The 19,761-nt window shown below is 60.1% G+C and carries 19 protein-coding genes; 7 read left to right on the top strand and 12 right to left on the bottom strand.

From position 1 onward, the window contains the following. Positions 1-191: 191 nt before the first annotated feature. Entirely contained in the window at positions 192-1,514 is a 1,323-nt protein-coding gene (locus HH303_RS07955) for an aspartate aminotransferase family protein (protein ID WP_169624698.1), read from the top strand. A gap of 71 nt (positions 1,515-1,585) precedes the next feature. Here HH303_RS07955 and HH303_RS07950 read toward each other — a convergent pair whose 3' ends face one another. Continuing rightward, positions 1,586-1,927, bottom strand: coding sequence for a DOPA 4,5-dioxygenase family protein (locus HH303_RS07950; protein WP_169624697.1), 342 nt, complete (start codon positions 1,925-1,927; stop codon positions 1,586-1,588). 103 nt (positions 1,928-2,030) lie between these two features. On the opposite strand from HH303_RS07950, the gene gmd reads away from it, so the two are divergent. The 4 genes from gmd to HH303_RS07930 all read left to right on the top strand — a co-directional run bounded on the left by gmd (position 2,031) and on the right by HH303_RS07930 (position 6,386). Beyond that, positions 2,031-3,071: a GDP-mannose 4,6-dehydratase gene (gmd, locus tag HH303_RS07945; protein ID WP_169624696.1), complete on the top strand. Its 1,041-nt coding sequence runs from the start codon at positions 2,031-2,033 to the stop codon at positions 3,069-3,071. Position 3,072: 1 nt separating this feature from the next. Beyond that, the gene (locus HH303_RS07940; RefSeq protein WP_169624695.1) at positions 3,073-4,026 is read left to right on the top strand and encodes a GDP-L-fucose synthase family protein; all 954 of its coding nucleotides are present in this window, start codon (positions 3,073-3,075) and stop codon (positions 4,024-4,026) included. A 21-nt stretch (positions 4,027-4,047) separates the two neighbouring features. Then, positions 4,048-5,427 carry an SLC13 family permease gene (locus HH303_RS07935; protein WP_169624694.1) on the top strand — a complete coding sequence of 460 codons (1,380 nt, stop codon included), beginning with the start codon at positions 4,048-4,050 and terminating at the stop codon, positions 5,425-5,427. 128 nt (positions 5,428-5,555) lie between these two features. Then, a complete protein-coding gene (locus tag HH303_RS07930) occupies positions 5,556-6,386 on the top strand; it encodes a universal stress protein (RefSeq protein ID WP_169624693.1) in 831 nt (276 codons plus the stop codon). 48 nt (positions 6,387-6,434) lie between these two features. Here HH303_RS07930 and HH303_RS07925 read toward each other — a convergent pair whose 3' ends face one another. The 5 genes from HH303_RS07925 to HH303_RS07905 form a co-directional block, all read right to left on the bottom strand. Further along, the gene (locus tag HH303_RS07925; protein WP_169624692.1) at positions 6,435-7,496 is read right to left on the bottom strand and encodes a TAXI family TRAP transporter solute-binding subunit; all 1,062 of its coding nucleotides are present in this window, start codon (positions 7,494-7,496) and stop codon (positions 6,435-6,437) included. Between the two features lie 201 nt (positions 7,497-7,697). Then, the gene (locus HH303_RS07920) at positions 7,698-8,447 is read right to left on the bottom strand and encodes an amino acid ABC transporter ATP-binding protein (protein WP_227421674.1); all 750 of its coding nucleotides are present in this window, start codon (positions 8,445-8,447) and stop codon (positions 7,698-7,700) included. 48 nt (positions 8,448-8,495) lie between these two features. After that, positions 8,496-9,614, bottom strand: a complete 1,119-nt coding sequence (locus HH303_RS07915; protein WP_169624690.1) for an amino acid ABC transporter permease — start codon at positions 9,612-9,614, stop codon at positions 8,496-8,498. Positions 9,615-9,624: 10 nt separating this feature from the next. Then, the gene (locus HH303_RS07910) at positions 9,625-10,797 is read right to left on the bottom strand and encodes an amino acid ABC transporter permease (RefSeq protein ID WP_227421620.1); all 1,173 of its coding nucleotides are present in this window, start codon (positions 10,795-10,797) and stop codon (positions 9,625-9,627) included. Positions 10,798-11,113: 316 nt separating this feature from the next. Next, entirely contained in the window at positions 11,114-12,133 is a 1,020-nt protein-coding gene (locus tag HH303_RS07905; RefSeq protein WP_169624688.1) for an amino acid ABC transporter substrate-binding protein, read from the bottom strand. Between the two features lie 471 nt (positions 12,134-12,604). On the opposite strand from HH303_RS07905, the gene HH303_RS07900 reads away from it, so the two are divergent. Next, positions 12,605-13,015 carry a hypothetical protein gene (locus tag HH303_RS07900; protein WP_169624687.1) on the top strand — a complete coding sequence of 137 codons (411 nt, stop codon included), beginning with the start codon at positions 12,605-12,607 and terminating at the stop codon, positions 13,013-13,015. A 46-nt stretch (positions 13,016-13,061) separates the two neighbouring features. Here the strand turns inward: HH303_RS07900 and HH303_RS07895 are convergent, their stop codons facing one another. Genes HH303_RS07895 through pdxH form a run of 6 tightly spaced genes read right to left on the bottom strand, consistent with a single transcriptional unit; the run spans position 13,062 to position 19,008 of the window. Further along, a complete protein-coding gene (locus HH303_RS07895) occupies positions 13,062-15,350 on the bottom strand; it encodes a CHASE2 domain-containing protein (protein ID WP_169624686.1) in 2,289 nt (762 codons plus the stop codon). Between the two features lie 18 nt (positions 15,351-15,368). Further along, positions 15,369-16,133 (bottom strand): DUF4197 domain-containing protein, encoded by a 765-nt coding sequence (locus HH303_RS07890; RefSeq protein ID WP_169624685.1) that lies wholly within the window; start codon positions 16,131-16,133, stop codon positions 15,369-15,371. A gap of 36 nt (positions 16,134-16,169) precedes the next feature. Next, the gene (locus HH303_RS07885) at positions 16,170-16,604 is read right to left on the bottom strand and encodes an acyl-CoA thioesterase (RefSeq protein ID WP_169624684.1); all 435 of its coding nucleotides are present in this window, start codon (positions 16,602-16,604) and stop codon (positions 16,170-16,172) included. Between the two features lie 41 nt (positions 16,605-16,645). Further along, a complete protein-coding gene (locus HH303_RS07880) occupies positions 16,646-17,419 on the bottom strand; it encodes an SDR family NAD(P)-dependent oxidoreductase (protein WP_169624683.1) in 774 nt (257 codons plus the stop codon). Further along, positions 17,412-18,380: a cation diffusion facilitator family transporter gene (locus tag HH303_RS07875; protein ID WP_169624682.1), complete on the bottom strand. Its 969-nt coding sequence runs from the start codon at positions 18,378-18,380 to the stop codon at positions 17,412-17,414. The genes HH303_RS07880 and HH303_RS07875 overlap by 8 nt, the downstream gene beginning before the upstream one ends. A 31-nt stretch (positions 18,381-18,411) precedes the next feature. Continuing rightward, the gene (gene pdxH, locus HH303_RS07870; RefSeq protein ID WP_169624681.1) at positions 18,412-19,008 is read right to left on the bottom strand and encodes a pyridoxamine 5'-phosphate oxidase; all 597 of its coding nucleotides are present in this window, start codon (positions 19,006-19,008) and stop codon (positions 18,412-18,414) included. 174 nt (positions 19,009-19,182) lie between these two features. Between pdxH and HH303_RS07865 the strand changes: the two genes are divergently transcribed. Then, positions 19,183-19,686: an RT0821/Lpp0805 family surface protein gene (locus tag HH303_RS07865; RefSeq protein WP_169624680.1), complete on the top strand. Its 504-nt coding sequence runs from the start codon at positions 19,183-19,185 to the stop codon at positions 19,684-19,686. The last annotated feature ends 75 nt before the right edge of the window (positions 19,687-19,761 follow it).

Below are 19,761 nucleotides of genomic sequence, written 5' to 3'. Positions count from 1 at the left end.
ATTGAATAGGGGTTCCCCGTCCGGGAAGACAGGCTTTTAACGCCGGAGTCGCCACTTCGCAAGTTGGGCCGGTATGGTCGTGAATTCTTGTCCGGATTTTACTTGTGTCGATGTCGGGAAAGGGAGTATCCCATTTGTGATCACAAAATCCCGCCCGTCATTTTGAGGGCTCAGCCGCAGGGGAGACCACCATGCCCGATGGAATCACGCAAAACGACCTCAGCGCCTTCTGGATGCCGTTCACGGCCAACCGCCGGTTCAAGAAGGACCCGCGGATCCTCGTGTCGGCGGAAGGTATGTATTACAAAAGCCACGACAATCGCGACATCCTGGATGGGACCGCGGGCCTGTGGTGCGTGAATGCAGGGCATGCCCGGCCGAAAATCGTGGAAGCCGTGCAGAAGCAGGTGAAGGAACTGGACTTCGCGCCGACCTTCCAATTCGGTCACAACAAGGCCTTCGAACTGGCCAGCCGCCTGCGCGATTTGTTCCCCGGCGACCTGGACCATATCTTCTTCACCAATTCCGGGTCCGAATCCGGCGACACGGCGTTGAAGATCGCGCTGGCCTATCAACGCGCGCGGGGGCAGGGCACGCGGACCCGCCTGATCGGCCGGGAACGCGGCTATCATGGGGTCGGCTTCGGTGGCATTTCCGTCGGCGGGATCGTCAAGAACCGGATGTATTTCGGCACGCTGCTGACCGGCGTGGACCACATCCGCCACACGCATGACATGGAACACAATGCCTTCACGAAGGGCGAACCGGAATACGGCGCGCATTTTGCCGATGACCTGGAACGTCTGGTGACGTTGCATGACGCATCGACCATCGCCGCCGTCATGGTGGAACCGATGGCCGGGTCGACGGGCGTTCTGATGCCGCCGAAGGGCTATCTGAAGCGTCTGCGCGAAATCTGCGATAAGCACGGTATCCTGTTGATCTTCGACGAGGTCATCACCGGGTTCGGGCGTCTGGGCTATGCCACGGCGGCGGAACGGTTCGGCGTCCTGCCGGATATCATCACGACGGCCAAGGGCTTGACCAATGCGGTCATCCCGATGGGCGCCGTTGCGGTCCGCAAGGAAATCTACGACACGATGATGGACAAGGCCGACGCGCCGATCGAACTGTTCCACGGCTATACCTATTCCGGGCATCCGGTTGCGGCGGCCGCCGGGATCGCGACGCTGGATACCTATCGCGAGGAAGGCCTGTTCGAAAACGCGCTGGCGCTGGAACCCTATCTGGCCGACGCCATCCATTCGTTGAAGGATCATCCGAATGTCGTCGACATCCGGAATATGGGGATGGTTGCGGCCGTCGAAATGTCCGCGCGTCCTGGCGCGCCGGGCGAACGCGGCTATGACGCGATGGTGAAGGCCTATGAAATGGGGGCGATGATCCGGGTGACCGGCGATATCATCGCGATTTCCCCGCCGCTGATGGCGGAAAAGAAGCATATCGACGATCTGGTCGGGATCATCGGCGATACGCTGAAGGCCGTCGCCTAATTTACGAGTGTATGATCGGGTTGGGAACGGGACGTCGCCGAAAGGGGCGTCCCGTTTCTTTTGGGCCGTTTCTATTTCAGAAACATGTCCAGTTTCAGCGGAACACTGCGCCCCAACCACATGGTCAGGTCGCTGTGATCTCGAAGATCGTCGCCGGTATTCGGATGCACGAAGACGACAAGGCCGTCCCGATTTGCGTTCAGCCAGGGAATGACGTCGCCGAAGCGTTCGGTCGGCACGGTCAACTGGCAACTCCACATCGGATGCGGGCCGACTTCCTTTTCGTGGACGCGGCCCATCCGCAGACCGAACCGGTCGCGGGCGGACTCGCACAGCGCGCGGGCGGCGTCGACAGTGTCCGCGTCGAAGTAGACATGCGCATGATAGTCGATGGGGGTGCCTGAAGATGTCATGCCGTCAGAATGGCGCCCGCGACCGTCGCTTGCAACCGGCTACAGCCTTGACCGTCGAGTATGACGCGCGTAGCAAGACGCCGTATCAATGGAAAGGGTGCGCATGAGAAAGGCGCTGATTACCGGCATCACCGGTCAGGACGGATCCTATTTGGCGGAACTTCTGCTGTCGAAAGGCTATGAAGTGCACGGCATCGTGCGCCGGGCATCGACTTTCAACACGGAACGGATCGACCACATCTACCAGGATCCGCATGAAAGCCATTTGCGGTTGAAGCTGCATTACGGCGATCTGGCGGACGGGACGGGTTTGCGCCGTATTCTGGAACATGTGCAACCCGACGAGATTTATAATTTGGGTGCGCAGAGCCATGTGCGGGTCAGCTTCGACCAGCCCGAATATACGGCGGATGTCGTCGGTACCGGCACGTTGCGCCTGTTGGAAGCGATCCGGGACTACACCCAGAATACCGGGCGGATGACAAAACTGTATCAGGCGGGCAGTTCGGAAATGTTCGGCGCGGCCAATCCGCCGCAGAACGAAGGGACCGAATTCTATCCGCGCAGCCCCTATGCCGTTGGCAAAGTCGCGGGGTTTTGGTTCTGCAAGAACTATCGCGAGGCCTATAACCTATTCGTCGCGAATGGCATCCTGTTCAACCATGAAAGTCCGCGCCGGGGCGAAACCTTCGTCACGCGCAAGATCACGCGCGCCGTCGGGCGCATCAAGCTGGGGCTGCAGGACAAATTGTTCCTGGGCAATCTGGACGCCAAGCGCGACTGGGGCTTCGCCGGGGACTATGTCGAGGCGATGTGGCGCATGTTGCAGCAGGACGAAGCGGACGATTACGTCGTTGCCACGGGCAAGGCCTATTCCGTTCGGGACTTTCTGGAAGCGGCTTTCGGGCATGCCGGGATCGACTATAAGAAGCATGTCGAATTCGACCCGCGCTATCTGCGCCCGACGGAGGTCGATTATCTTTTGGGCGATCCCAGCAAGGCTAAAGAAAAACTCGGCTGGGAACCGAAGGTCGATTTCAATGAATTGGTCCGCATGATGGTCGATCACGACATGGACATGGCGGCGAGGGAAAAAACCCTGATCGATGCAGGTCACGCCATTTCGACCCGGGCCGGCGACTGACATGTCCGGCCCGGCGCAGAACGATCCGATTTTCGTCGCCGGCCACCGGGGCCTTGTCGGTTCCGCCGTCGTCCGGGCATTGGAAGCCGCAGGGTACCGAAACCTTATTTTGCGCAGGTCGTCGGAACTGGACCTGCGCGACCAAGGCGCGGTGAATGCCTTCTTCGCGGCGGAGCGTCCACGATATGTCGTCTGCGCGGCGGCGAAGGTCGGCGGGATTGTCGCGAATAACGACTATCCCGGCGATTTCATCCGCGACAATATGGCGATCCAGATGAACGTCATCGAAAATTGCCGACTGACCGGCGTGGAAAAGCTGATTTATCTCGGCTCCACCTGCATCTATCCGAAAATGGCACCGCAGCCGATCAAGGAAGAACATCTGCTGACCGGACCGTTGGAACCGACGAACGAAGCCTATGCCATCGCCAAAATCGCAGGGCTGAAGATGTGCGAGGCCTATGCCAAGCAATACGGCATGAAGTCTGTCACGCTGATGGCGACCAATCTGTACGGGCCGGGCGACAATTTCGATCTGGATAAAAGCCACGTCATTCCGGCATTGATGCGTAAGGCGCATGAAGCGAAACTCGCCGGAGCGCCCTCGATGATCGTCTGGGGATCCGGCACGCCGTTGCGGGAATTCCTATTTGTCGACGATATGGCCGCGTCGGCGCGCTTCTGTCTGGAAAACGATATTCCGCATTCTATGGTTAATGTCGGAACCGGGGAGGAGATCACCATCGCCGATCTGACGCGGACGATTTGCGATGTGGTCGGGTTCGAAGGGGATTTGGTTTTCGATACGTCCAAACCGGACGGCACGCCCCGGAAACTTGCGGATTCGTCCCGCCTGCGCGGTCTCGGCTGGGCGCCGAAGGTCGGATTGCGGGACGGGTTGGCGGCGACATATGAATGGTTCTTGAAAACCGGGGATGTGCGGCTAACCGCCTGACCCGGTAGAGGGTGGGGATGTATGCCGATATTTAAATCGCCTGCCGGGTGGATCGCGGCGGCGGGTATCCTGTTGGGGCTATGGATCGCCTTGGGGGATCCTCTCGTGCTTGGGGATGCGCTGGCCCGATCATCCGGGCTTGTCCTGGCGGCGATCGCCCTCTACGCGACCGGCGCGGTGAAGGAATATGTCACCGCCTTGGCGTTCTTCACCATCGCCATGGTCTTTTCCATCGCTCCGGCAGGGGTCGTCTTTGCGGGGTTCGAAAGCAACGCGTTCTGGCTGGTCCTATCCGGCCTCGTCATCGGACTCGCGATCAACGCAACGGGGCTCGGTGCGCGGTTTGCGCGGGGGCTCGCGCGGATATTCCCGGCAAATTATGCCGGATTGGTCGTCGGTACCGTTACGGCCACCACCCTGATTGCCTTCGTCATGCCGTCCAGCATGGGGCGCGTCGTGTTGTTGATGCCGATCGTCCTGGCCATCGCGGACCGTTTCGGCCTGAAGGAAGGCAGCATCGGGCGCAGCGGGCTTGCCCTGACCGTCGGCTTCGCCAGTTTCAGCCCTGCGACCGGCATCCTACCGGCGACAGTGCCGAACATGGTTTTGACGGGGGCAATGGAAAAAATTCACGGCTACGCGCCGCTCTATGGCGAATGGTTGATCCTGCATTTCCCTTTCCTGGGATTGACGAAGGCGTTGCTGATCTGTGCTGCGAGTTGGGCATTGTTTCGGGATGAGGTGATCCCCGTCACTGCGGAGGATGAGGCAAAGCCGATGAGCGCGGCGGAGAAACGTCTTGCCGTCATCCTGGTCGCGGCACTGATCGGATGGTCCACGGATTTCCTGCATGGCGTTTCCCCGGCCTGGATCGGGATGGCGGCAGCGATCCTGTCTGTTCTGCCGGGGATCGGCGTCCTGCCGCAACAGGACGTGTTCAAGAAAATCGATGTCGCGCCGGTTCTCTATCTGGGCGGTGTTCTGGGGTTGGGCGCACTGATCGCCTATAGCGGTATCGGCGTCGGTCTGGGCCATTTCCTGGCGGACCTATTGCCGTTGACGCCGGGGGCATCGGTCACGAACCTTCTGTCCATGACTTTCGGCAGCAGCGTGATCGCGCTGGCCGCGACGATCCCAGGATTGCCCGCCGTGATGGTTCCCTTGTCGGGACCTTTGGCCGATGTGTCCGGTCTGCCGCTCGATACCGTTCTGGCCAGTATCGTGCTGTCCTATTCGACGGCGATCCTGCCCTATCAGGCCCCGCCGATCATCATCGCGCTGGGCCTGTCGGGGGCGCGGTTGGCGGATGCGACGAAACTGGTGATCAGTGTGGCTGTCGCAACGGTTGTGTTAATTTTCCCGCTTGAGCTGTTATGGTGGAAGTTCCTGGGTCTTTACTGATACGGTGCAGCCAACGGCAACGCGACACGCTGCGGATCAGTCGGCTTGTTGATCGATGTCAATGCAACCGCATGCGGTGCGGCGCATTATGCGCTAGGAACCAACAACAACTTCGGGGATAGAACGCTATGTCTTTGAAACGGATTCTCGTGCATTACGATGCCACGCCGCGCGGCGAACGCGCCCTGACCATGGCGCTGACCCTGGCGCAGGCGCAGGACGCGCATCTGATCGGCTGCGCCGTTGAGGCGGAACCGCGCATCCCAACCTATGCCGCGGCGCAAATTCCGGCGGACGTCATCGACGTCCTGATCGCCGAACAGCACAAGGTCATCGAAACCGCGCACAAGGCGTTCGATAAAGTCATGGACTCCAACGGCTGGTCCGACCGCAGCGAGTTCATCGAAACGCGCGGCGACGTATCCCGCATGCTGTCCAAGATCGGTCGCGGATGCGATTTGATCGTCGTCGGTCAGGCGGAACCGGACAAGGAAGCGCTGGAAGTCGAGGAATTGCCGGACAACTTGGTTTTGGAATCCGGACGTCCGATCCTGATCGTGCCGTATATCGGCAATCGCAAGCCGATCGGCGGTCATGCGCTGCTGTGCTGGAACGATACGCGGGAAGCGGCCCGGGCGATGTCCGATGCGCTGCCGCTGTTGAATGCGGCGTCGAAGGTAACAGTCCTGTCCGTCGATACGACCGGACGTCAGACCGAAGTGACCGGCGCGGGCGCTGCGCGCTTCTTGTCGGCCCATGGATTGGATGCCGAGCTGCGCCGCATGCCGGCATCCGGTCTTGATGTCGGGTCGGCCATCCTGAATGAATCGGCGGATGTGGGCGCCGATTTGATCGTGATGGGGGCCTACGGCCATTCACGCTTGCGGGAATCGATCCTGGGCGGGGCGACCAATACGATCCTGAAGGACATGACGCTGCCGGTCGTGATGTCCCACTAAAAGATGTCGGAAAAAGGGCGTGTCGGGCTTATCCGGCCCGATGCGCCGTTATCCGGACGGCAGCAGACTGTCGTAATAGGCCTGGGCCCCCGGATGAAAGGGGATCAGGCCTTTTTCCATTCCCTCATCAACCGTCGGGAAGGTGTGTCCCGGATTGTTCAGGTTGAACACGTCCGCGGTATCGCTGCGCCACAGGGCCTTGGTGATGGCTTCGACAAGGGCGGCGTCCATTGTCGATCGCACCACCCATTGCACACCCAGCTTCACGGTTTTGAACGGTTCTTCCTGGATATGGTACAGGGCGGGATTGAACGGCGCCGTTCGTAGAAACGGGAAGAAACCCAATAGCGTTTGCAGGGCGTTGGGTTCGATCGGCAGCAGCCGGATATCGACTTCGTCCCGTAGCTCAGATATCGCGTCGATCGGCGGGGCGCCCATTTCGAACAGGGCATCGATTTCCCCCTGGACCAGCAAGTCGGCGGCAACCCCGGACGGCAGGCTCAATGGATGGATATCGGCCCGCGTCAGCCCGTGCAGTCGCAACAGCATATTGGCGAAACGGGTCGTCCCGGAACCGGGACCGCCGAGGGATACGATCTTGTCCCGTAGGCCGCGAATTGAATCGATGCCGGAATCCGCCCGCACGACGATATGCAGGGAAACGGGAATCAGGTTCGCGATAACGCGTAAATCCGGCACGCCCAAATCTTCCGAAAACGGGCCGCTGCCGGTATAGGCCCAATAGGCCATATCGGCGTGAACCAGGGCGGATTCCAGCAGGCCGTCGCGCATGTCCCGGATATTCTGCAAGGACCCGCCGCGGGACTGCGCCACGGCGATCAGGCCGGGGACACCGCAAATGCCGCCCTCGTCGCAGGGGCTGCCGCCCGGCGGTCGGCTGATTCCGGCGGAAATCGCTGTGCCGAGGCCATAGAGCGTTTCCGCACTGGGGCCGGTGCCGATCCGGATGAAGGTCAGGGCTTCCTGGTGTACTTCCTGCGCAAGCGTCGGGGCGGGAAGGGCGAAAGACGCCGCCCCCAAAGCCAATCCCAGAACGGCACGCCTGTCCCACGGGGTAAGTGTGGCGGCGGCTGTGCGGCTTCGAGACATGACCGAATTCTCGCTGTGGCGGCGCTGGCATTCGCCACGTCCAAGGCGAACCGTATTGCCCGTGCAGTTTGGCCCGCATTGCGTCGGGCGTCAAACCGCCGAAAAGAAACGGGCGCCATTTTCGCGTGAAAACGGCGCCCGTCGCTGTGGCGTCCGTCCGCGCAAGGGCGCTGGACGGAAACCTCCCCCGAACTGTGGGTCTTAGTGGTTCAGAATCTGGCTGAGGAAGAGCTTCGTCCGCTCGCTTTGCGGATTGGTGAAGAATTCTTCCGGCTCGTTCTGTTCAATGATTTCACCACCATCCATGAAGATGACGCGGTTGGCGACCTTCCGGGCGAAACCCATTTCGTGGGTGACGCACAGCATGGTCATGCCTTCCTGGGCCAGTTCGATCATGGTGTCGAGCACTTCCGAGATCATTTCCGGGTCAAGGGCCGAGGTCGGCTCATCGAACAGCATGATGCGCGGATTCATGCACAGCGAACGGGCAATCGCCACGCGCTGCTGCTGCCCGCCGGACAGTTGGCCCGGATATTTGTGGGCTTGATCCGGAATCTTGACCTTGCTCAGGAAATGCATGGCCTGTTCTTCGGCATCTTTCTTCGGGGTCTGACGAACCCAAATCGGTGCCAGGGTGCAGTTTTCCAACACGGTCAGATGCGGGAACAGGTTGAAGTGCTGGAACACCATGCCGACTTCACGGCGGATCGCATCGATGTTCTTCAGGTCGTTGGTCAATTCGATTCCATCGACCAGGATGTGACCCTGCTGGTGTTCTTCCAGGCGGTTGATGCACCGGATCATGGTCGACTTACCGGAACCGGACGGACCGCAGATAACGATCCGTTCGCCCCGGTTGACCGTCAGGTTCACGTTTTTCAGCACATGGAACTCACCGTACCATTTGTGCATATGCTGGATTTCGATCACGACCTCGTCGGTGACCTTCATGCCGCTGGTATCGATTGCAGCTTCAGACATTGTTCGTCCCCCTTCGACTTAGCGCTTGTGGCCGGTGTGCAGCTTCTTCTCCAGATACAGCGAATACCGAGACATCGCGAAGCAGGAGACGAAGAAGAAGATGGCCGTGTAGATGTAAACCTCCTCAGGCAATCCGTTCCATTTCGGATCGGCGAGCGCGGTCTTCATAATCCCCAGAACGTCGAGCAGGCCGATAATGATGACCAGCGTCGTATCCTTGTAGAGGCCGATGAAGGTGTTCACGATCCCCGGAATGGAGATTTTGAGCGCCTGCGGCAGGATGATCAGCCGCATGGATTGCCAGTATTTCAGGCCCATGGCGTCGGCGGCTTCGTACTGGCCTTTTGGAATGGCCTGAAGACCGCCGCGGATCACTTCCGCCATGTAAGCGGAGGCGAACAGCGTCACCATGATCAGCACCCGCAACAGCAGGTCGAACTGAACGCCCGGCGGCAGGAAGTAGTTCAGCATCGTCGATGCGACGAACAACAGGGTAATCAGCGGCACGCCCCGAATGAATTCGATAAACGCGACGCAGACGATCCGCATCGCCGGCAGTTTCGAAATCCGGCCGAGCGCCAACAGGATGCCGATCGGTAGGGACAGCGTGATGCCGGTGACCCCAATGATCAGGGTCAGCATGACGCCGCCGAACTTGTCGGTGGAAACCGGCTCCAGCCCCCAACCGCCGACGATCAGCCAGCCTGCGATGAACGGATAGGCGATGGTGAATTTCATCAGCTTCGCCCGGGCCGGGAAGCCGTCGAACAACAGGATGCCGACCGTCGGGAACAGAAGGATGAAGGCGAGGATGACCCGCCAGCGTTCTTCTTCCGGATAGAAGGCGAAGATGGACTGTTCGAAGCGTTCCACAATCACCGCCCAGCACGCGCCGTCGGCGATTTCACGGCATTCCGCGCGGGACCCGGCGTTAACGACGGAGTCGAAAACGAGGAAATCCAGAGCGCCTGGTACAATTTGCCAGATCAAAAAGATCGACAGAAACGTCAGGACGGTATTGGTGATCGATCCGAAGAAATTCTTCCAGATCCAAACATGCCATCCGGTCATGTTCCGCGGCGGCGGCAGGCTGGGATGCTTGCCGGGCGGATAGTTTTGTTCGGTTACGTCGGTCATATCCGCCCCCTTACCGTTCGATCAGCTTGATGCGTTTGTTATACCAGTTCATGAACGCCGAAATCAGCAGCGAGAAGCAGAGATAGACCAGCAGGACGATTGTCATGCATTCCATCTCGCGGCCCGTCTGGTTCAGCGATATCCCGCCAATCGTCGCCACGATGTCCATGTAGCCGACGGCGATGGCGAGCGATGAGTTCTTGGTCAGGTTCAGATACTGGCTGGTCAGCGGCGGGATGATGACCCGCAGTGCCTGCGGAATAACCACCAGCTGCAGCGTGCGGCTATTGGAAATACCCAGGGCGTGGGCCGCTTCCGTCTGGCCGTGGCTCACCGCCAGGATGCCGCCGCGCACGTTCTCCGCAATGAAGGAGGAGGTGTAGAGCGACAGCGCCAGAGTCAGGGCCATGAATTCCGGCTTGATCGCGAAGCCGCCGACAAAGTTGAAGCCTTTGAGCTCCGGGAAGCTCCACACGATCGGCAGGCCCGTGACCAGAAAGACCAGGATCGGCAGACCCAGGATCGCCGCGACCGATACCCAGAAGACCGGAAGAATCTTGCCTGTCGCGTCCTGAACCTTACGGGCATGGCGTCGAAACACGACGGCACCGGCGATCCCCAGGAAAAAGGCGATCACCGTCGCCCAGAAGGCGGGTTCCGGATTGGGTTGCGGTAGATAGAAACCGCGGTTCGACAGGAAGGAAACGCCGAGGAAATCCCAGCCGTCGCTGACGGAAGCTTTTGGGCTCGGCAGCGAGGAAATCAACATGCCGTGCACCAGCAGGATCCACAGCAGGACCGGCACGTTCCGCACGACCTCGATATAGGTGTAGACGATCTTGCCCATCAGCAGGTTCTTGCTGAGCCGCAGAACGCCGAGGATGAAGCCGACCACCGTTGCCAGGATGATCCCGGTCACGGCGACGAGCAGCGTATTGAGAAGACCCACGACCGCTGCCGTCAGATGAGAACTGCGGTTCGTGTATTCGATCAGATATTGGTTGATGTCGTATCCGGCCGGTTCGAACAGGAAGTCGAAGCTGTAGCCCTTGCCGATCGTTTCCAGGTTCGTAACCGCGTTGGACACGATCCAGAAAGTGAAAAAGAACAATCCCGCGATGGTAAGAATTTGAATGATGACCGCGCGCGCATTTTTATCTCGCCATAGGCGAAGAAGGTCCATTTGTGGCGCAGTTTGTTCCATGGAAGCCATGATCGTCCAACCTAGTCGTTGGTCCCGCCATAGGTGTCCGTCAACAACGCGGGCACGAAGGCGAAACGCGGTGTGTTGAGTTGTGTCGGAAAAGTCTGGTGGTGCTGGAAACGGGGCCGAATCCGATATCCGGACCGGTTCTTGTCAAAGGACCCCCATGTCCTGTGAAAGCCGTGTCCCGTGAAAACCTGACCCACCGACAGCTCAAACGTCGCCGTGAAATCGAAAGTGGCCCGGCCCGCTAAAAGCCGGGCCACCCCCGAAGTCATGCGATCAATGCCGATCCTTAGCGGATCGGGGCGGCATACATCAGGCCGCCGTCATACCATTGGGCGTTCAGACCGCGCTCGATGCCGAGCTCGGTATTCGGGCCAATGTTGCGATCGAAGATTTCGCCGTAGTTGCCGACGGCTTTAATCGCATTCGCGGCCCAATCGTTGCCGAGGCCGATCATTTCGCCAAAGTTGCCTTCGGTGCCCAGCAGGCGGTCGACGTCCGGCTTACCGGTCGGACCGGCAGACAGTTCGGCGACGTTTTCCTGCGTCACGCCGTATTCTTCAGCGGCGATAACGGCGCGCAGAACCCAACGCGTCAGGTCGCCCCAGGCTTCGTCGCCCTGGCGGACCGCCGGGCCAAGCGGCTCTTTGGAGATGATTTCCGGAAGAACGATGTGGTTCTTCGGGTCGTCCAGAGAGGCGCGGGTCGCGGCCAGACCGGAAGCATCCGTCGTGTAGACGTCGCAACGGCCGGACAGGTAGTTGGCGCGGGCTTCGTCGTTGGTTTCGATCGGAACCGGCTCATAGCTCATGTCGTTGGCACGGAAGTAGTCGGCCAGGTTGAGCTCGGTCGTGGTGCCGGTCTGGATGCAGACGGAAGCGCCGTTCAATTCCTTGGCGCTGGTCACGCCCAGGTCCTTTTTCACCATGAAACCCTGGCCGTCATAGTAGTTGATGCCGAGGAAGCTGAGCTTCAGGTCGACGTCGCGGCTCATGGTTTCTGTGGTGTTGCGGTAGAGGATATCGCCCTCGCCGGCGTTGAGTGCGGTAAAGCGCGTCTTACCGGTCGTCGGAACGAATTTCACCTTGCTGCCGTCGCCGAAGATCGCGGCTGCGGTCGCACGGCAGAAATCAGCGTCGAAACCGCGCCACTGGCCGTTTTCGTCGGTGTAAGCGAAGCCGACGAGACCGGTGGTCACGATGCAATTCAGTTCGCCGCGGGCTTTGACGTCCGCCAGCGTGTCCGCGTGGGCTACCGTGGCGGTCGCCGCCAAAGCCGCGCCCGCGACCAGAATCGTTTTGAGTTTCATGTTGGTACTGTCCCCTATCGTTGGTTGATGCCAGAAGAGCTCTTCCAGCAGCCTACTAAGGCCCTCTTTGTGCTCCCAGACGGCTGCTTTGCAGCTCTAATTGGTGAAGGTATTTCAGGCACAGAATTCGAATGAATCAATAGCCCTTGATACCAATCTCCCGTTGTCCACGGTATTGTCATACTTTACCCCACCGTTTTGTGATGGGTTGGAACAACACCGCGTCCTTGGAGAGGAGACTGGCAGTAAAATCCGGGCTCGGCCAGAATTTTTTAGTCGGGCATTGGAAAATTTTTGTCGATTTCTCATCTGGGATAGCGTGATTTCAATTGCGTGGACTTGGGGCGCCGGGTTGTGCGAGACTTCCGGGAATGGTCGGAAAGAAAGCGTATTTGCCTGTCCGACACGGCGGTATGGCCACGCACGGACGCGGAATCCGGGGCTGGTCGGTGAAGCGGGGGATTGATGCAAATGTCGAATTCATCGACGACGGATAGAATAAAAATCAGCGTTGATTTGGCGAATGCGGGGTCCCGCGACGAACTGATCGACGATATGGCCCTGCCTTTCCTGGACCTGGCCGAAAAGATCGAGGCCGCGCGCCTCAACAAGGCGGATGGGGAAACCTGGCAGGCGATTTTCGAAACGAACCTGTTCCTGTGGCGGTTCATTTCCCATTTCCTGCCGCATCATTTCGGGGAGGATGTCACCCCGGAAACCCGCGAATTGCTGTCGCGGATCAGTCAGTTCATGACAAAGGTCACGGTCGCGCTTGCCGACCGCGATGCCAAGGATCCGGAACTGCTGGAAAAAATCGTCAATCTGAACCTGAATATGTGCGATCAGATATTGGCGATGCGCGGACGGCTTTCGGAAAAATAAGGGACCGTCCAGCCTAAAGGGTGTTTCCGAGGTCGCCCGTCGACGCCTATTTGCTTGTCATCACAATGCGAATGCCGGTTTCTCCGTTGCGCAGCCGATCGAGGTGTAGTTTCGCCAGCCCGTCGTCCGGGGTGAGGTCCAAAACCTCCGCCATGACGTCTGCCGCGCGCGGGTCTTCGGCTTCCATCAGGGCGTAGGCTTCCAGATACTTTTGGATCGGCGCGCTGTTCAAGCGGTCTTCCGACATGGGTTCGTAGACCGGCGTGTCGACGCTTTGTCCCTTCAGGACGAGAATGCCACAGGGGCGGCCGATGAAGCCATCGACGCGGGATTTGGTTTCGCCGGAGACGCTGACATTCACGCCCAGGAACTTCCCGCCGCTTTCCAGGCGGGCCGCCGTGTTGATCGCGTCACCCAGCGCCGTGTAGTCCATCACGGCCCCGCCGAAGTTACCGATGGTCACAATGCCGGTATTCACACCGATCCGCGTGTTGTTCAACGGAATCCCTTGTGCGCGCTTTTCGTCGGAATAAGCGGTGGCCCAGGCATCCATTTCCACGGCGCAGGCATAGGCGCGTTGTGCGTGGTCCGGCTGGTCCAGCGGCGGCAGGAAGGAATTGAAGTGAAAAACGGTGGCGTCGCCGATGATCTTGTCCAGATAACCGCCATGTTTCAGCCCGATCCGAACCATGTTGTCGATATATTCGTTCAGCAGAGGGACGGATACCTCCGGGTCCGACTGTTCGACGAAGGTCGTGAACCCCGCCAGATCGGTGAAGATAAAAGTCACTTCCTTTCGGGTCCCGCCCAGCTTCAAGGCTTCGGGATGCAGGGCGAGGCTTTCGACGAGATTCGGCGAGACGAAGGTCTTAAAGGCGTTGCGCACCCAGCGTTGGTCGCGTTCCGTCTGCCAATATTTGGCCAGCGAACAGGCCATGAAAACGCCCAGTGCCGTTATGGACGGTAGCACCGGGTCAAGCAGCATATGGTGTTCGTGGAAGGCATAGGCCGAACCGGCGAGACCCGCCGCCACGATGGTGAGACCGAGCAAACCGGAAACGAGCGCCCCGAACAGATAAATGACGACGATCAGGGCGACGGACAGGACCAGCATCGCGACGATTTCCAGCCCCTGCGCGTAATCCGGTCGGGTCAGGAAATGGCCGCTCATCACCTGATCGATGATTTGTGCGTGGACGAATACGCCGGGAATTTCCTCGCCCAACGTATTGAAGCGCAGGTCGTGCAGCCCGGCGGCGGAGGTACCGACAAGGACGATGCGCCCCGCCAATTCGTTCGGGTCCACCTTGCCCTGGACCAAATCCCACATGGAAATGACCGGTTGCGTTTCTTTGCGCGCATAGTGAATGCGAAGCCCGGCATTGGCATCCGTTTCGATCTTGAAGCGTAGGTCCGGTAACCCCCCGGTATCGATATAGACAATACCGGTTTCCGCGCCGCCGATACTCTGTTCGCCGCTGCCGCCGACGGTCTTGAAACGGTATGTGCGTTTCGCCGGGGCATTGTCGGGTTTCAGCATCTGCGTCAAGCGCTGCAGATAGACCGACAAGGTCTCCATGCTCAACGACGCCTGGACACTGCCCCAATCTGCGCCCAAGACGTCGTCAGGTGTCGTGGCGTTCGTCTCTGTCCGCGGTTTGTAGCGCAGGAACAGCGGGACGGTGCGGATCACACCGTCATTGTCGGGCACGATATTGACGAGTCCCAACCCGGCCGCGGCGTCTTCCAGGACGGGCAGGGCGCGCAGAATGGACGGATAGGCGTAAAGATACTGGGCCGCGTGGGGTTCGCTGCTGACGATCCCGAATTTCTCCGGTGGCGGCGCGGGGGCGGGCGACTCCTGCAGGGGTAACAGAACTTGCCCCAGGACGATCCCGCCGCGCGAGACCGTTTCCGCCAGCGTTTCGTCATTGTCCGGGAAATCGATCGCGCCCAGCTGTTCCTGCATGGTGTCGGGCAGGGTGCCGAAGACGCGGGCGGGCGATGTTCGGTCGGCTTCCGAAAACAGAACGTCGAAGGCGACGACCCCGACCCCGACCTGTTGCAGGTATTCGACGATGGAGGCCAGATAGCTGCGCGGCCACGGCCATTGTCCGATATTCTTTAGGCTGGCCTCGTCGATATCCAGGATGGTGACGACACTGTCCGGATAGGGCGGGCGCGGATCGAATTGCTGATACGTGTCAAAGACGATGTTTCTCAGGCGCGATACGGCGGGCAGGTCCGCGCTGTATATGGGGGCCAGGATCAGGATCACCGCCAAACCGGCGAGGATGGGGATCGCCTGCTTCAGCCGGGTCTTATGCGCGGCCATGCCCCGAACCCCGCCGCCCTATCGGGCGAAGACCTTCTGCAGCAGTTCCGTGGTGCGCTTGGCCGGGTTCTCCCGGATCGCCGCTTCTTCCTGCGCGATATAATGGAACAGGCCGTCATATGCCTTTTCCGTCGCGTGTTCCGTCAGGTCGCTTTTGACGTCGGGGACGAAGGGCAGGGATTTGTACTGCGCCATCATTTTGTCCAATGCCGCGACTGCGCCGACTTCCGTCAGGGCTTGATCCACGACCGGACGAATCTTGTTTCGGATATCGTCGCCGGAAACCTTCATCAGATATCGCGTCGCCGCGTCATCGGGGCCGTCCAATACCGATTTCGCGTCCTCGATCGTCATTGCCTGGATGGCGTTGACCAGGATATCGCCGCTGTCTTCCATGGCGCTTTCCGCGGCGCGGTTCATTTTCAGCTCAACTTCCTCCCCCAGGCTCCCCATGCCGACCTTGGCCAGCATGGATTGCGCCGTTTTCAGGGAATCGGGCAGGGGAATATGAACGGCACTGTCGCCGTTGAAACCGTCCACCGCCCCCAGTTGATCGGCAACCAATTCACTGCCGATGCGCAGGGCCTCGCGCAGGCCGTCGGCAACCTCCGATCCGGCAAGCGCCGTCGTTCCAGTTCCGGACTCCGACCCGGTCGCCTTGTTCAGCAGGGATTTCGCCGCGCCGAACAGGGAGTTCGTATCCGCCTGCGCCTCGTGCACCATCGGTCCCGCCGAGATCATGGACAATAAGCAGGCACCGGCCAGAAAACCGAAACGCAACATGCTGATACTCCCCCAAATCCGTCTAAGGCGGTGATGTTATTCGATTTCGTCCTCGGTGATCGTCAGGCCGCGTGCCTTTTCGACCTGGCTGTCCGGTAATGTCTCCGTCTTTCCGCTATCCAGGCTGGCCTGAACTGCTGTGACGTCCGATGTCGCGATCAGCGCGCCGGATTCGACATCGAACATGCGGTGCAGGAAACGCAGGTGCTTGCGGCCGACGGCGATGAAGCCGCTTTCGATGCGCACCAACTCGCCCCCGCGCAATTCGCGTACATATTGGAAATTCTGGCGCACGACGGCGATCCGGCGGCCCGCCTGTTTGATCGTGCGCGGCGACACGCCGATCGAATGCAACAGGAACCACGTCGCCTGATCGAAACGTTCGATATAAAGGCGGGAGTTCATCGACGATTCGGGATCGTATTCCGACGCCATCACCGCGCCACGGAACGTTTCGGTCCAACTGCTCATCTTGTTCATCCTCCCAAGTCGTTACGGGTATTGTGCGAAACTTAATATAGGTGCTGTCCGCCCGTTACAAAAATCTCCGTCCCGGTGACATAGCTGAAATCGGATTCGCATAGGCGAAAGACGCAGGACGCGACTTCCGACGCGGTTCCCATCCGTTGAAGCGGAATGCGCGCGATCAGGGGCTCGTATTCCTCCCCGATCATTTCCGTTTCGATCTCACCCGGGGCGACCGCGTTGACCCGCACGCCCAATTGGGCGAATTCGACCGCCAATTCGCGGGTCAGCGCCGACAGGCCCGCCTTGGACGTGGAATAGGCCGACCCGGCGAAAGGATGGATCGCATGCCCGGCGATGGAGGTGATATTGACGATCGCCGCGCCGCCGTCCCGCCGCGATGCGCGGCCCAGGGCCGACGCGAATCCCCGGCACAGGGTCAGCGGCGTGAAGAAGTTCAGTTCGAACACTTCGCGCCAGCGGTCCAGATCGCCATTCAGGCAGCCCAGGCGTTCCTTGAAACTGGTCTTCGGCGATACGGCGGCATTGTTGACCAGGGCATGGACCGGTTCGTTCCCCAAGATTTCCAATGCCTTTGCGATGAAGGCGGCGACATCGTCCTTGTCGCTCAAATCCGTGGGGATGTGGTGGGTCCAATTCGGGTCCGCCCGGCAATGGTCGGGGATGCCTTCGCGCGAACAGGTGATGATGCGCCAGCCTTCGTCGGAAAAACGCTGTACGGTCGAATGTCCGATACCCCGGCTGGCCCCGGTCAGGACGACGGTTTTCCGACTGGGGGAAGGGGACGGCGTTTCAGTCATGTTTCTGTTCCTCGAATTCGGCCGGGGCCTCATGCGCGACAAGCGGGGTTACCGGATCCTCGTGGACGATGACTTCCGCCCCCTTGAAGGCTTCCATGATTTCCTTTTCGACCGCGTCGGCTACTGAATGAACCCGGTTCAGGGTCAGGCCGCCGTTGAAATCCAGATGCATCTGGATGAACATATCCGGGCCGGATCGGCGGGTGCGCAGGTCATGAACGCCCTGAACGTCGCTGTAGGACAGGGCGATCTCCTTGATCTTTTCCCGGTCTTCGTCCGGCAGTTCCTTGTCCATCAGCATGTCGAAGGCGTCCGTCGCGATACCCCAGGCCCCATGCGCGATATAAAGCGCGATGCAGATGCCGAAAATCGGATCGATCTGCGGGATATCCAGAAAGGTTGTCGCCAGCAGGGCCGCGATCACCGCGATATTGGCCAGCAGGTCCGCGGCGTAATGCGCGGAATCCGCCTCTACCGCGATGGAACTGGCGCGGGCGATAACGAACCGCTGATAGGCGACCAGGGCCAATGTCGCGACGATGGACAGCACCATCACCCCGACGCCGACGGTCGTGGCATGGATCGGTTCGGGCACGATCAATCGGTCTACCGCCTGAATGATCAGCAACACTGCCGATGCGGCGATGAACCCCGCCTGCACCAGGGCGGCCAGAGGTTCCGCCTTGCCATGGCCGAAGCGATGATCGGAATCGGCGGGTGTCAGGGACTGACGCACCGCGAAGAAGGTCACCAGGGACGCGCCGAGATCGAGCAGGGAGTCGATCAGGCTGGATAAGATGGCCACCGAATCCGTCATGACCCAGGCCGCCAGCTTCGCGGCGATCAGGATGGACGCGGTCGTCGCGGAGGCATAGGTCGCGGATCGGACAAGCCGGTTTTCCTTGGAACGCGCCCGTTGCAGTTCCTTGACCGGGTCTAGCTGGATTTTCGTGTCCGACATCGTTTCGTGACCGCTCCCGCCGGGCCTTCGATCAGGGGAACAGGCGCTGGACCGCCCAGTCCTGATCGTCCGCATCGCGGCTGAAAACATGCCGGTCGTGCAGGCGGAAGGCCCCGTCCTTCCAGAATTCGAAATAGCGCGGGCTGACCCGAAAACCGGACCAATGCGGCGGGCGCGGCACCTTGCCGATATTGAATTTCGCGGCATAGGTCGCCACGCGCTTTTCCAATTCGAAGCGGCCTTCGCAGGGGCGCGATTGTTCGCTGGCCCAAGCGCCGATCTGGCTCTGCCGGGCGCGGCTGGCGAAATATTCATCGGCCTCCTGGTCGGTGACCGGGGTAACCGGCCCTTCGATCCGAATCTGCCGGCGCAAGCTTTTCCAATGGAACAGCAGGGCCGCATTCGCGTTTTCCGCCAATTGGGTGCCTTTGCGGCTTCCCAGGTTGGTGTAGAACACGAAGCCGTCGGCGTCATAGCCTTTCAACAGCACCATGCGCAGGGACGGACGCCCTTGCGCGTCGGCGGTGGCGAGTGCCATGCCGTTCGGGTCGTTCGGTTCGGATTTTTCCGCGTCGGCCATCCATTCGGCGAACAGGGTCAGCGGATCGGTATCTTTTAAATCGGCCATGAAAACGCCATATGTTCGTGAGACTGAACTCTGTTATAGGCATCTAGAGGTCGCGTCTCAATCGGCGTGCGAAAAAACATGCGACGGAAAACGACGCGTCATCCGTCTTTATGGGAAACCTGTATGCCGAACGGATGGTTTGGGGCATTCAGCCTGGTAGGAAAGGGAATTGAAATGACCGTTGCCGAAACCCAAAAGCCGCGCCGCGTGGCGGCGAAGACAATCGCCCTGACGCTGGTCGCGGGCTTGGCGTTGACCGCGTGCGAAGGGGCCGGAACGAAGGAAACGATCGGCGGCGCTAGCGGTGCCGTGTTGGGCGGCGTGCTGGGCGCGCAGGTCGGCAAGGGGCAGGGGCAGTTGATCGCCGTCGGTCTGGGCGCGGTATTAGGCGCGCTGGCCGGGTCGTCCATCGGCCGGTCGCTGGACGAGGTCGATAAGATGAAAATGTCGCAGACGACACAAACCGCACTGGAAAACCAGCCGGACAAGGCGACCTCGTCCTGGGTCAACCCGAATACCGGCCATTCCGGCACGGTGACCCCGCACGAGACCTATCAGACCGACTCGGGCCAATATTGCCGGGAATTCACCCAGACGGTGGATATCGGCGGCAAGGAGGAGCAGGCCTACGGGACGGCCTGTCGCCAGCCGGACGGCAGTTGGAAAATCGTCAGCTAGGCTACCGCCGGACGGTTTCCGAACTCACAATTCCGGGGGTGACCCGAAACCGACCGGTCGAAAGGTGACGGTTTC

The organism is Pacificispira spongiicola, from assembly GCF_012926505.1.
Classification (GTDB): Bacteria; Pseudomonadota; Alphaproteobacteria; order UBA8366; family Aestuariispiraceae; genus Pacificispira; species Pacificispira spongiicola.
This window is presented reverse-complemented; position numbering and strand designations above follow the sequence as displayed.